This is a genomic window from Lawsonibacter faecis, from assembly GCF_014287675.1.
Lineage (GTDB): Bacteria > Bacillota > Clostridia > Oscillospirales > Oscillospiraceae > Pseudoflavonifractor > Pseudoflavonifractor faecis.
The window spans coordinates 44,966-58,497 of the sequence record NZ_JACOPQ010000003.1; the positions used below are offsets into that span (position 1 = coordinate 44,966).

Genomic DNA, 13,532 nt, shown 5'->3' on the forward strand with positions numbered 1-13,532 from the left:
CCTATGATTTATACAATCACGCTCAACCCTGCCTTGGATAAAACAGCTCTGGTCCCCAATATGGCGCTGGACGGGGTCAACCGGATGTCCTCCCTGCGCCTGGATCCCGGCGGTAAGGGCATAAACGTTTCCAAGGTCATCCACGCCCTGGGTGGACAGAGCGTGGCTGTGGGCCTGCTGGCAGGCCGGTGCGGGCGCCAGATCGCAGACGCCTGCACGGCCCTGGGACTGACCTGCGATTTCACCTTTACGGAGGGTGAGACCCGGACCAATCTGAAGATCGTGGACCCCGCCTCCCATACCAACACCGACATCAACGAGCCCGGTATCCAGGCGGACGAAGCGGTCCTTTCCGGGATGCTGACCAGGCTCCTGCGCCGGCTGACCCCAAGGGACATTGTGGTCCTGTCGGGCAGCCTTCCCCAGGGGGCGGCCCCCACCCTTTACCGGTCCTGGACGGAGGCCTGCCGCTCTGCGGGCGTGAAGGTCTTTCTCGACGCGGACAGAGACAGCCTGCGCAACGCGTTGGAGGCGGAGCCCGAGCTCGTCAAGCCCAACCGCCATGAGCTGGCCTGTCTTGTGGGGCATGAGCTGGGAACGCTGGAAGAGGCAGCCGCAGCGGGGCGAAGCCTGCTGAGGGGGGGCACGGAAAAGGTCGTGGTTTCCCTGGGGGCAGAGGGCGCCCTCTTCCTCACCCCGGACGCCGGTCTTTGGGCCCACGGCCTCCGGGTGGAGGTGGGCAGCACGGTGGGAGCGGGAGACGCCATGGTGGCGGCCCTGGCTCTCTGCGAGGAGCGGGGGATGGACCTGGAACAGACGGTGCGCCTGGCGGTGGCGGCCTCCGCCGCCAATGTCATGTGCAGCGGCACACAGGCCGCGGAGCGGGAGAGCGTCCTTGCGCTGATACCCCAGGTGCGCTTTGAACGGCTTTTTGTATGACCGCCGACCGGAGAGGAGAGAGGATATGAAAGCAAGAGCGGTACGCCTGCACGGTGCCAACGACCTGCGGCTGGACGAGTTCGAGCTGCCCGCCATCAAAGAGGACGAGATCCTGGTCAAGGTGATCTCCGACTCAATTTGTATGTCGACCTACAAATGCGCCGTCCTGGGCACAGCGCACAAGCGGGTCCATCCCGACGTGGCGGAGCATCCGGCCATCATGGGCCACGAGTTCGCCGGCGAGATCGTCCAGGTTGGGGAAAAGCACAGGGACAGATTCCGGCCCGGTATGAAATTTGCCCAGCAGCCCGCCCTGAACTACAAGGGTACCATGTGGAGCCCCGGTTACTCCTATGAGTTCTTCGGCGGGGACGCCACCTACTGTATCATCCCGGCCGAGGTGATGGAGCTGGGCTGCCTGATGGAGTACAGAGGCCGGGCCTTCTATGAGGCCTCCCTGGCAGAGCCCATGTCCTGCTGTATCGGGGCCTTCCATGCCTGTTACCACACACGGATGGGCTGTTATGAGCACGAGATGGGCATCATGGAGGGCGGACGGACCGCCATCCTGGCCGGGGCCGGACCCATGGGCCTGGGGGCCGTGGCTTACGCCCTGTGCTGCGACCGCCGACCCGGTATGCTTGTGGTGGCCGACCAGGACCAGGCCCGGCTGGATCGGGCTCGGAGCCTGTTCTCCGACCAGGCCCGAATGGCCGGTATCGACCTGCGCCTGGTCAACACCGCACAGAGCGCCGATCCGGCGGGAGCCCTCCGGGCCCTCACCGGCGGCGCTGGCTTCGACGACGTGTTCGCCTTCGCGCCCGTGTCAGCCGTGGTGGAGCTCTCCAGCGCCGTTTTGGGCCGGGACGGGTGTCTGAACTTTTTTGCCGGGCCAATGGACCCCGCCTTCAGCGCCCGGATGAACTTCTACGATGTCCACTATAATGCCACCCACATCATGGGCACCACCGGCGGCAACACCGACGACCTGATGGAGTCCCTGGACCTGAGCGCCAGGGGACTTCTGGACCCGGCGGTGATGGTCACCCATATCGGCGGTCTGGACGCGGCGGCGGAGGCAACACTGCGCCTGCCGGAGCTGCCGGGCGGAAAAAAGCTGATTTATACGCAGATCGACATGCCTCTCACCGCCATTGAAGACTTCCCCGCCAAGGCTGCGGAGGACCCCCGGTTCGGATACCTGGCCGACCTTTGCCTGGCCAGGCGTGGCCTGTGGTGTCCGGAGGCTGAGGCCTATCTCCTGGAGCACTGGACCCGGTAGTCGGTGGGCGTCATCCCGGTATAGGCCCGGAACTGCCGGTTGAAGGCCCGCAGAGATCCAAATCCCACCCCGTATCCGATCTGGGTCACCGTATCCCCGGTACTGGACAGCAGGTCTTTGGCCCGCTCCAGCCGGAGGGCGCAGAGGAACCGGTGGAAGCTGACGTGCAGCCGTTCCTCGCAGATGTGGCAGATGCGGTAGGGGCTGAGGCCCAGCGCCCGGGCCGCCTGTTCCAGAGTAATGGGCTGCATGTAGTTTGCGTCGCAGTAGTCCAGCAGCCGCCGGACCGTGGAGGCCCCCGTACCAACGGCGGTCATTTGGAAAAGGGGCAGGGCGGTGCTGAGCAGAGCCAGGGCATAGCCCCGCAGCCGGCCCCGGCGAAAGGGGTCCCCGTCCCCCTTCACCTCCTGGGCCAGTTCCAGCAGCCGCCGGAAGAGGGCGGGCAGCTCCGCCCCTGCGCAGTCTGCCACCGGCACCTCGGGCATTTGATTCTGGAATACACCCTGATACTCGGGGAATTCGTCCGGGGAACAGACCAGGAGATAGCACTCGTTTTCCCCCTGGTCCTCGAAAAAGTGAACCTGGTTGGGGAATAACAGGGCCAGACAGCCCGCACCCATGGGCCAGGCCCGTCCCCCCGTATGGAGCAGACACCGGCCCCGGCATACATAGACCAGTTCCAAGTCCCGGTGGAGGTTGGGGCGGCATCCGATATTCCGGCGCTGCAGCACATGGTAACGCTGGGACAGGCGGTTTTCATAGCGCATGACGGACTCCCTCCCCGCAGCAGAAAGCATTGGATTGAGTATAGCACAACGAAAAGTTTCCAACAAGTGCCGCGAACGGATGGCAATGCCATGCAATGAAGGCTTTCAAACAAGAATTCTACCCAGACTTGTCATTCAGTGCCGGTATACGGAGGGGGGAGTGCGCGGCATTTGGACCCGAGCGGAACAACACGGAGTGCCCAGAGGCAGATAAGGAGGCTGGAATGAAACGGTTTTTATCATGTGTTCTCACCCTTGCGATGATGCTGGCGATGGTCCCCGCGGCCCGGGCCGCGGGAGACGGTCTGCCGGAGCAGACCGTCTCCAAGATCTATGTGAGCAGTACCGGCGACGACGACAACTCGGGCGAAAGCGCCCAACTCCCAGTAAAGACCCTACAGGCGGCTGTGGGAAAGCTGACGGGCGGAGAGGGGACCGTGGTCCTGATGGACCAGATCAACCTAAACTCCGACGGGGCCCATTTCATATTGGCCAGTTCCGGCGACGTCACTTTTACCGGGCAGGACGGCGAGACGAACTACCCCGAGGCCGCCCTCTATTTTAACCGGGCCGGGCATTTTCATCTTACACCCAGATCGGCCCTGGAACATTTGACGCTGAGGGTGAGCTCAAAGGGCAACGCGCGCCTCTACAGCAGCCGGGTCCTGACCATTGGCGAAGGCGTGGTCACAGACAAGGAGGATGGCTCCAAGACCATCTTCCTCTGCGGCGGCTACTCCCAGACCGACTCGGAGGCCTCCAGCCTGACGGTCCTCAGCGGGACCTACGATCGCATTTACGCATGCAACGATTATAAGAAAATCGATACCGCCGCGCTTGTGGTGGGCGGTACTGCGGCCGGGTCCCTTATAGCGGGCGGAAACACCGCAAACGGCAGCGTCGACATCACCATACAGGGCGGATCATACGAGGGACTGACCCTCCCCGCGCTCAGCGGCGGCAGCATCGGCGGAGATATGACGGTCCGTCTGGAAGGCGGCAGCCTGGGCGGATTTGTCAAGGCCGGCACCTCCAACGGGAAGCTGAACGTGACTGTTGACGGCGGGACGCTCCAGACGACGGGGACCGTCGACGGCTTTACCACCGCCTCCCTGACCATAAACGGACTCTCCGGCCAGCTCCCCGCCGGCCTGTTGGCGGCCTTTGACGAGAGCGTCCTGACCGGGCAGAGCCAGGCGGTCTATCCCAGCAGCGATCTGTCCACCCAGTCCGTCACCGTGACGGCCGGGAGCTCCCTCACCCTCAGCGGGTACACCAGCAAGCCGCTGGGGGTCACCTGGTCCGGCGAGGGCACGGTGACGGTGGCGGAGCCGGAATATACCGATTCCGCCCCGGTGCTCCTTTTGGACTTTGAGGACGGCGCCGCCCACGACGCCTCCGGCAGGGGGAACGACGGCACGCTCCACGGGGACCCCGCCTTCGGCCTGGGGTACGACGGCGGCAAGGCCCTCTATCTGAAAAATGAGTTCGGCGTTCCCGCCCAGCAGTACATTACCTTCTGGAACCTGAAGGGCGTGGACATCAGCCGGAACGATTTTACCCTGGTGTTCTGGTACAAGAGCGTCAACGGCGGCAACGATGAGTGGGCCCTGGCGGCGAATGCGGCCAACGCGGGCGACGGGCTGGACTTTACCAACGCCAAGCGGGGCGGGCTGATCTTCTCCAACAAGGACCACTCCAGCCTGACCGCCTCGGGCATCGCCATGGCCAATATGGCCCAGCCGGCCTATATCGTGTCCGGCGTCACCGACATCTACGGCGGCAGGCACGAGAGGACGGGCATCTGGCAGCTCCAGGACGAGCGCTGGCACCGGGTGGCCGCCGTCTATGACCGCTCCGGGGCCTATACAATCTACGTGGACGGCGAGGAGACGGCCTCCTTCGATATCTCCGATGCGGAGGGCCAGGCGCTGGGCAGCAATTTCCTGGCCCTGGGCGCGGACCTGGCGGGAGAGTACGGCCTGGGCAACGCCTACGTGGACGACTTCACCCTCTACCCCGCCGCCCTGCCCTATCTGGACATCCAGGCCGGCTACCGGCTGGACGCCCTCAAGGCCCTGATCTGCGAGGTGGAGGAGCGGCTGAAGACCGTGGGGCCCGAGTACGACGCGGCGGACGTTCAGGCCATGGCGGAAAAGACGGCCGGGATGAAGGCCCTGGCCGCCACCCTCACCGTGCGGGACCAGGCCCGGGCGGATGAGGCCCGGACTGAGCTGAAGGAGGCCTTCGACGCCTTTCTCCTGAGCCCCGCCGGGAAGGCCGACCAGACCATGCTGCTTCTCAGCGACATCCATATCAATACCGCCGGAGCCCGCGGGGCGGAGCTGAAGACCGTCTTCGCCGACCTGAAGAAGCTGCGGACGCAGACGGGCCTGGAGATGGACGGCGTGGTCAGCGCCGGCGATTTCGCCGACAATGCCAGCGTGGAGGCGGGCAACAAGGCCTTCGACCTGATGAACGAGGTTCTCTCCGACTACGGAAGCGACACCCAGCTCATTGCCGCCCTGGGCAACCATGAGGTAAATTACATCAATGAGAACCAGCGCTTCACGACCGGCGCATACACCTACCGGGATCGGGTGCAGGAGCATATCTCTGACGGCGAAGACCGGGTTTACGGCGGCGGCGTGCTGGACGATAAAAAGAACTTCTGCTACGGCATGACCCTGGGGGGCTACCACTACCTGGTGCTGAACACCGACGAGCAGGAGCAGACCGGCAATGCCCAGACGGAGGTTCAAAACGGCCGCGACGGCAATGCGGTGGACCCCATCCGCCACGGCGTCATCTTCGAGTCCGACACCCTGGAGTGGATTGACGGGATGCTGGCGGGGTACAGCGAGGACGGCAAGCCGACCTTCGTCGTCTGCCACTTCCCCTTCATCGACAGCGTGCCCCTCTCCTACTACCGGGAGCAGCGCGTGGAGGACAACTCCATCGGCACCCAGGACAAAATTCTCCGGGAGATGTTTGCCAAATACGACAATCTGGTCTATTTCTGCGGCCACCTCCACAGCTCTGTGGCTCTGAGCGGCCCTGTGGCCGTAACCACCGCGGCGGGAGACTCCTTCACCGAGGTCAATTTGTCCTCCCTGAAGGGCGCGGCTCGGGGCTATACCCGCGTGCCCACCAGCTGGATCATGTTCGTGTACGACACGGAGATCGTCCTCCGGGCCCGGGACTTCACCACCGGCGAGTGGCTGACCGCCTACGATGCGGTCATTCCCATCGCCGCTCCGGCCGCCTACGTCCCCCCCGCCGGCTCCTCCTCCACAGTGAAGACGGAGACTACCGTCAACGGCGACGGCAGCAAGACCGTGACCAAAACCGACCGCGCCACCGGCGCGGTGACCACGACCACCACCTACCCCGGCGGCGCGGTGGTGAAGACCGTCGTCTCCGCCGCCGGGGACTCCCGGACCGAGGTGACGGTTCCCGCGGGGAAGCGCGCCGAAGTTCTGATTCCGTCCGCGGAGCGCGGCAATACCGCCGTGGCGGTGCTGACGCTGCCCGACGGGACCGAGCAAATTCTGCCCGACTCCGTGCCCGCCGAGGGCGGCGTCCGGGCCACGGTGCCCACGAGCGGAACGGTCCGGGTCGTGACGGCAGACGGCGGCTATGCCGACGTACCCGTCGGGAGCTGGTACGCCGAAGCGGCGGCCTTCGTGGGCGCCCGGGGTATCCTCCGGGGGACCGGAAAGGATACCTTTGCCCCCGGCGCCGAAGTAACCAGGGGCACGCTGATGACCGCCCTGGCCCGACTGGCGGGTGAGGACACCTCCGCAGGCGAGAGCTGGTGGCAGCTCGGTCTGGAATGGTCGAAAGCACAGGGCATCAGCGACGGCACCGACCCGGACGGCCTCATCACCCGGGAGCAGCTCGCCGCCATGCTCTGGCGCTATGCGGGGTCCCCCGAGAGCGGAGAAAGCCTGGCGGACTTCGCGGACTGCGGCGCCGTCAGCCCCTGGGCGGCGGAGGCCATGGCCTGGGCGGTGGAGACCGGCATCGTAAAGGGCCGCTCCGGCCTCCTGGCCTGCGGAGGGACCGCCACCCGGGCGGAGGTCTCCGCCATGCTGATGCGCTTCCTTCTGAGCCGGTAAACGCCGCGGGGGCGGCGGACAGCAATTATCGTCCGGCGGACCGCCGCCCCCCTTCTTGTGTCCCCGGCGGGCACTTCCTATAATAGAGACAGAACAACGGCGATCCTGCCGGACAGACGGAGGAAAACAGTATGGGCTCCTGGCTCGACAATGCGATATTCTACGAAGTCTACCCCCAGAGTTTCAAGGACACTAACGCCGACGGCATCGGCGACCTCCCCGGCATTATCGAAAAGCTGGACTACATACGGGAGCTGGGCTGCAATGCCCTCTGGCTCAACCCCTGCTTCGACTCCCCCCTCCAGGACGGGGGCTACGACATCTCCGACTACTACACCGTCCACCCACGATACGGCACCAATACCGACCTGCGCCGCCTGTTCCGTGAGGCCCACCGGCGGGACATGCACGTCATCCTGGACCTGGTGCCGGGACATACCTCGGACCAGCACCCCTGGTTCCGGGCCTCCTGCCGTGGTGAGGAGAACCCCTATACCAAGCGGTACGTCTGGACCCAGGACAAGACCCAGTGCTTTGATTTGAAGCGGCCCGGCGGGGACCAGAGCTCCAATATCCGCTCCTTCATCCTGGGCGTGGGGGAGCGGGACGGGCTGTGCGCCGTGAACTACTACACCTGCCAGCCCTGCCTGAACTACGGGTTCGAGGTGGTCAGCGCCCCCTACCAGTCCGCCACCGACTCCCCCGAGGCCATCGCCACCCGCGAGGCCATCCAGGACGTGATGCGCTTCTGGCTGCGCATGGGCTGCGACGGCTTCCGGGTGGATATGGCGGGCAGCCTGGTGAAAAACGACCCCGACGGCATGGGCAACGTCAAGCTGTGGCGGAAGTTCCGGGCTTTTCTGGACGCGGAGTTCCCCCAGGCGGTGATGATCTCCGAGTGGGGACGGCCCGACCTGTCCCTCCTGGCCGGGTTCCACATGGACTTCCTGCTCCACAACGGCCCCTCCCACTACCTGGACCTGTTCCGGGTGGAACGACCCTACTTTTCCCGCTCCGGCGGGGACTTCTCGGAGTTCCTGGCCGTATACCGGCGCAACCTGGAGCTGACTGCGGGCAAGGGCCTGATCTGCATCCCCACCGGGGACCACGACATGGTCCGCATGGCCGGGAAGCTGGACCAGGAGGAGCTGAAGATCGCCTACGCCTTTCTCCTGACCATGCCGGGGGCCCCCTTTCTCTACTACGGCGACGAGATCGGCATGCGCTGGGTGGAGGGTCTCACCTCCAAGGAGGGCAGCCGCAGTCTCCGGGCGGGCAGCCGCACCCCCATGCAGTGGGACGACGACGTGAACGACGGCTTTTCCGACGCCCGGCCAGACAGGCTCTATCTTCCCCTGGACCCGGACCCGGACCGTCCCAGGGTCCGGGCTCAGATGGAGACTGAGGGGTCTCTCTGGCGGGAGGTGCGCAGGCTGATCCGCCTGCGCCTGAACAACGAGCCCCTCCAGTCGGGCGCAAGGGTGGAGTTCCTATTCGCGGAGAAAAACGCCTACCCCCTGGTCTACCGCCGCACCGGGGAGACCGGCTCGGTGCTGGTGGTCCTTAATCCCCTGGGGCAGGATGTGGAGTGTACCTGTTCCCTGCCTGAGTTGGGAGAAGTCCTCTATTCCAACCACGGCGCGGCGGCGGTGCGTGACGGGAGGCTCTCCGTACCCCGGGCGTCAGCCACCATCTTCCGCTGTGCGACAGGAGGAATCTAGCCATGGAACTGCATGTTTCCCCCGCTCTTCATTACGACGCCGACGTGCTGGTGCTGGGCGCCGGGCCGGCGGGCTTCTGCGCCGCTGTGGCCGCCGCCCGGGAGGGCGCCCGGGTCCTCCTTGTGGAGCAAGGGGGCTGCGCCGGAGGCATGGCCACCGCCGGGCTGGTGGGCCCCTTTATGACCTGCTACGACGCCGCCGGGGAGGAGATGATCCTCCGGGGCCTCTTCGCCGAGGTGGTGGACGCTCTGGTGGCGCGGGGCGGAGCCATCCATCCCGCCCAGGTCCGCCAGGGCACCCCCTACACCTCCTGGATCGAGCTGGGCCACGACCATGTCACCCCTTTTGATCCCGAAATCCTGAAAAAGCTGCTGGACGATATGCTCACCGCCGCTGGGGTCCACATCCTGTACCACACCGCCTTTGCGGAGCCCATCCTGGCAGGGACCCGTTTCGCCGGGGCCGTCCTCCACTCCAAGAGCGGCTTTTCCGCCGCACGGGCCGAGGTGACGGTGGACTGCACCGGCGACGCCGACGCCGCCTTTCGCGCCGGAGTCCCCTGTGAAAAGGGAAACCAGGCCGCCGGGATCACCCAGCCGGCCACGCTCTTCTTCCGCATCTCCCATGTGGACAGTCCCGCCCTGGAGCGGGATGTGGCGGAGCACCGCCACACCTTCCATCGGGAAAACGGCGTGAACTACCGCAGCCTCCACTGGCGGGTGACCCAGGCCAGGGAGGCCGGGGACTGGGATCTGCGCCGGACCTCCATCGGCCTATACAAGGGGGTCCGTGAGGACGAGTGGAGCGTCAACACCTCCCGCATCATGGACATCGACGCCACCGACGCCGAGAGCCTCACCCGGGGAGAGGTGGAGGGACGCCGTCAGGCGGAACAGATCATGGCCTTCCTGCACAAGTACGTCCCCGGCTGCGCGGACGCCCGGCTTATGAGCACCGGCTCTACCCTGGGTATCCGGGAGAGCCGCCATATCCGGGGGGAGTACCGGCTCACCCTGGAGGACATCCTGCAGGGCCGGGTCAGCCAGGACGCCATTCTCCTGTGCTCCAACTCCGTGGACGTCCACGGCCGCTTTGGTCCCGAGAGCAACCAGTACATCGCCGTGGAACACGGCAGGTATTACGGCGTGCCCTACCGCTGTCTGGTCCCACAGGACGTAGACGGCCTTCTGGTGGCGGGCCGGAGCCTGTCCGCCCAGTCCGAGGCCGCCGGGGCGGTGCGGGTGATGCCTCCCTGCATGGCCATGGGCCAGGCGGCGGGTACCGCGGCGGCCATGGCGGCGAGAGATCGGATTTCCCCCCGGGACGTGAATATACCCGGCCTGCAAGAGAGACTCCGGCGCACCGGCGCCTATTTATAACACAGTCCAAATTTATTAAGGAGGAAAAGAAATGATGAAGAAGAGAGTATTGGCTCTGTTGCTCGCGCTCAGTATGGCGCTGGCCCTCGCCGCCTGCGGCGGAAACCCGGGCGCTGAGACCCCCGCCCCATCCGCACCTGCGGCAAGCCCCTCGGCGCCCGCAAGCACCGCCCCCGCGCCCGTCGAATCTCCGGCAAGCACCGCGCCTGCGGCCGGCGACATCACCAGCTGGATTCTGGAAGAGGACACCGGCATGAGCGGCACCGTCCGGTTCTGGATTCCCTTTAAGGGGGAGCAGGGCATGAACGACATGATCGCCGAGTTCAACCAGACCTACCCCAACATCAAAGTGGAACTCACCACCTATTCCAACAATGCCGACGGCAACCTCTCCGTCAACGCCGCCATCATGTCCGAGGAGGTGGACGTGCTGGCCTCCTTCGGCCTGGCCAACACCTATCTGCGCTGGGAGAACGGCCTGTATCAGGACCTCACCGGCCTGGTCGCCGGGGACGGCATCAGCTTGACGGACAACTGGGGCACCGACGCCTATACTTACGACGGCAAGATCTACACCCTGCCCTGCGGCGGCATCTCCTACTATATCTGCGTCAATATGGACGCATGGAACGCCGCCGGCCTGGGGGAGCTGCCCGCCGAGTGGACCTGGGACGAGTATCTGGCGGCCTGCGAGGCCATGACCCAGGCGGACGCCGGAGGCCAGGTGTCGGTCTACGGCGGGTCCGACAGCCATTCCATTGAGTGCTTTACCTTCCCCAAGTACCAGGTCACCGGCAGGGACAACTACTATGACGACGCCACCGGCCTGTCCTCCTTCGGCGACCCCATCATCCTGAACTCCCTGAAACGGGAGATCAAGGCCGAGCTGGAGGACAAAGTCTGGTATCCCAAGTCCATCTATCGGGCCGACGGCACCTCCGGCCAGGACACCTATCCCTCCGGCAAGGTGGCCTCCATCGTCACCAACAACATGATCCGCTTCCTCCGTGACACCGAGAACTACCCTACCGACTTTGTCACCGGCTTTGCCCCCTACCCGGTGGAGGAAAAGGGCCAGACCAACTATATGGCCGGCGTGGGCTACTTCTCCCATGCGGGCATCACCACCGGCTGCCAGGACCAGGCCGCCGCAGAGGCATTCCTGAAGTGGTACTCCACCTACGGCTCCAAGTACCTGGCCGTGGCCGGCCACCAGTCCACCTGGAAGGGCACCGATACGGCCAACATCATCACCATGCTCTTCGGCAGCGAGGATTCCGCCGCCGCCATTGTGGATGTGGACAGCTTCAAGCGGGTGGTGGGCAACACCGCCGCCCCCGGCTTCATCGACACGGTGAACACCGCCAACAGCGAGGTGGCCAGTATCCTGAAGAGCTACGGTCTGTCCGCCCTCAATGGGGAGATGTCCCCCGAGGATGCCATGGCCGCAGCCCAGGCCGAGGCCGATGCCGCCATCAAGGATGCCCAATAGGCCCCTTTTCTGCGCCTGCCGGCGGCGGCACCCCCTTCGGGGGGCCGCCGCCGGCGGGCATCCCAACAGAGGAGATTTGACCCATGAGGAAACGAAAAGAAAACCTGACCGGCTATGTATTCGTGGCCCCGGCCCTCATCGTGTTCCTGGTCTTCGTGGCCTTCCCCTTCTTCTTTTCCCTGTTTCTCTCCCTCACCGAGTGGAACTTTCTGTCCGGATGGGGCGGCATCCAGTGGAAGGGTCTGGAGAATTTCGCAAAGCTGGCCGGGGATCAGAATTTCCGCCAGGCCGTGGTGAACACAGTGATCTACACCGTCGCCACCGTGCCCATTTCCATCCTGATCGCTCTGGTCCTGGCCTATGTCCTAAACGGCAAGGTCTATCTGAAAAAGACCCTGCGCCTGGCCTTTTTCATCCCCTACATCTCCAATATGGTGGCTCTGGCAGCGGTGTTTAAATTCATGTTCCGGGACGACGGCATCATCAACAACGTCCTGCTCAACGTGTTCCACCTTCAGGAGGTGCCCCGGTGGCTGTCCAACTCGGAGCTGAACAAAATCCCCATCATCCTCATCCTGATCTGGACGGCGGTGGGTTATGAGCTCATCGTCTACATGGCCGCCCTCCAGAACGTGCCCAAAGAGCTGTACGAGGCGGGCAAGCTGGACGGGGCCACAGGCTTCAAGCAGTTCGTCCATATCACTTTCCCCATGATCTCCCCCACCACCTTCTATCTGGTGGTTGTCCGGATGATCGCCGCCTTCAAGGTCTTCTCGGCCATCAATATCATCACCCTGGGCACAGCCACCCGGGGCAACACCTCCCTGGTGGTGGAGATCTACCAGGACGCCTTCCAGTCCTACAAGTTCGGCTACGCCAGCGCCGAGGCCGTGGTCCTCTTCGCCATCATCCTGGCCATCACCCTCTTTAACTTCTGGGGACAAAAGAAATGGGTCCACTACTGACCGTCTTTGGATAGGAGAACAGCCATATGAAGAAAAGAGATATCAGGATCGCCATCCTTAAAACGGTCATTCTTACCCTGCTGGCCCTGCTGTTCGTGTCCCCGCTGCTCTGGATGGTGTCCTCCTCGCTGAAGCCCGCCTCCGAGGTTTTCGCCACCCCCTTCCACTTAATCCCCGAAACGGTTAAGTGGAGCAATTATGTCACAGTGTGGACCGACGACACCGTAAGCATGATCCAGGCCTACTTCAACACCTTCAAAATCGTCATCATCGCCACCTTCGGACAAATCGTCATCGCCTCCATGGCGGCCTACGCCTTCGCCAAGGTAGACTTCCGGGGAAAGAACATTATTTTCCTGCTCTTCCTGTCGTCCATGATGATTCCCACCCAGGTGACCATCATCCCCCGGTTCATGCTCTTCAAGACCATGAATCTCTATAACACCCACTGGTCCATCATCCTGCCCACCCTATTTGGCGCCACCTCCATCTTCATGCTGCGGCAGTTCTATATGGGCCTGCCCAACGACCTGATGGAGGCGGCCAAGATAGACGGCGCGGGCCATTTCCGCATTTTCCTGCAGATTATGATGCCTCTGACCAAGTCGGCCATGATAACGTTGGTGGTATTGGCCTTCATCGCCTCCTGGAACGAGTACCTCTCCCCCCTCATCTTCCTCACCAAGGAGAAGCTGTTCACGGTCTCCCAGGCCATCCGCTGGTACCTCCAGGACGATTTAAAGCGGTACGAGCTGGTCATGGCGGCCTCCACCAGCGCAATACTCCCGGTGGTGATCCTCTTTATCACCTGCCAGAAGTATTTTGTAGAGGGCATCGCCACCAGCGGCGTGAAGGGGTAGGTCAGC

At 64.1% G+C, this 13,532-nt stretch carries 9 protein-coding genes; 8 read left to right on the top strand and 1 reads right to left on the bottom strand.

Going from position 1 to position 13,532, the window contains the following annotated elements; all coding sequences use genetic code 11:
- The first annotated feature begins 3 nt into the window (after positions 1-3).
- Together pfkB and H8S62_RS04640 are read left to right on the top strand one after the other, a co-directional pair.
- Positions 4-939 carry a 1-phosphofructokinase gene (gene pfkB / locus H8S62_RS04635; RefSeq protein WP_186918635.1) on the top strand — a complete coding sequence of 312 codons (936 nt, stop codon included), beginning with the start codon at positions 4-6 and terminating at the stop codon, positions 937-939.
- Positions 940-964: 25 nt separating this feature from the next.
- Positions 965-2,221: a zinc-binding dehydrogenase gene (locus tag H8S62_RS04640; protein ID WP_155147826.1), complete on the top strand. Its 1,257-nt coding sequence runs from the start codon at positions 965-967 to the stop codon at positions 2,219-2,221.
- Here the strand turns inward: H8S62_RS04640 and H8S62_RS04645 are convergent.
- Positions 2,194-2,988, bottom strand: a complete 795-nt coding sequence (locus H8S62_RS04645) for an AraC family transcriptional regulator (protein ID WP_186918636.1) — start codon at positions 2,986-2,988, stop codon at positions 2,194-2,196. The genes H8S62_RS04640 and H8S62_RS04645 overlap by 28 nt on opposite strands.
- A 224-nt stretch (positions 2,989-3,212) precedes the next feature.
- On the opposite strand from H8S62_RS04645, the gene H8S62_RS04650 reads away from it, so the two are divergent.
- The 6 genes from H8S62_RS04650 to H8S62_RS04675 all read left to right on the top strand — a co-directional run bounded on the left by H8S62_RS04650 (position 3,213) and on the right by H8S62_RS04675 (position 13,526).
- Positions 3,213-7,109 carry an S-layer homology domain-containing protein gene (locus H8S62_RS04650; protein WP_186918637.1) on the top strand — a complete coding sequence of 1,299 codons (3,897 nt, stop codon included), beginning with the start codon at positions 3,213-3,215 and terminating at the stop codon, positions 7,107-7,109.
- A gap of 131 nt (positions 7,110-7,240) precedes the next feature.
- Positions 7,241-8,830 carry an alpha-amylase family glycosyl hydrolase gene (locus tag H8S62_RS04655; RefSeq protein ID WP_155147831.1) on the top strand — a complete coding sequence of 530 codons (1,590 nt, stop codon included), beginning with the start codon at positions 7,241-7,243 and terminating at the stop codon, positions 8,828-8,830.
- Between the two features lie 2 nt (positions 8,831-8,832).
- On the top strand, positions 8,833-10,209 hold the full coding sequence (locus H8S62_RS04660) for an FAD-dependent oxidoreductase (protein WP_186918638.1): 1,377 nt from the start codon (positions 8,833-8,835) through the stop codon (positions 10,207-10,209).
- A 31-nt stretch (positions 10,210-10,240) separates the two neighbouring features.
- Positions 10,241-11,701: an ABC transporter substrate-binding protein gene (locus H8S62_RS04665; RefSeq protein ID WP_186918639.1), complete on the top strand. Its 1,461-nt coding sequence runs from the start codon at positions 10,241-10,243 to the stop codon at positions 11,699-11,701.
- A gap of 83 nt (positions 11,702-11,784) precedes the next feature.
- Positions 11,785-12,666 carry a carbohydrate ABC transporter permease gene (locus H8S62_RS04670; RefSeq protein ID WP_155147837.1) on the top strand — a complete coding sequence of 294 codons (882 nt, stop codon included), beginning with the start codon at positions 11,785-11,787 and terminating at the stop codon, positions 12,664-12,666.
- A gap of 26 nt (positions 12,667-12,692) precedes the next feature.
- Positions 12,693-13,526 (top strand): carbohydrate ABC transporter permease, encoded by an 834-nt coding sequence (locus tag H8S62_RS04675; protein WP_186918640.1) that lies wholly within the window; start codon positions 12,693-12,695, stop codon positions 13,524-13,526.
- Positions 13,527-13,532: the final 6 nt, after the last annotated feature.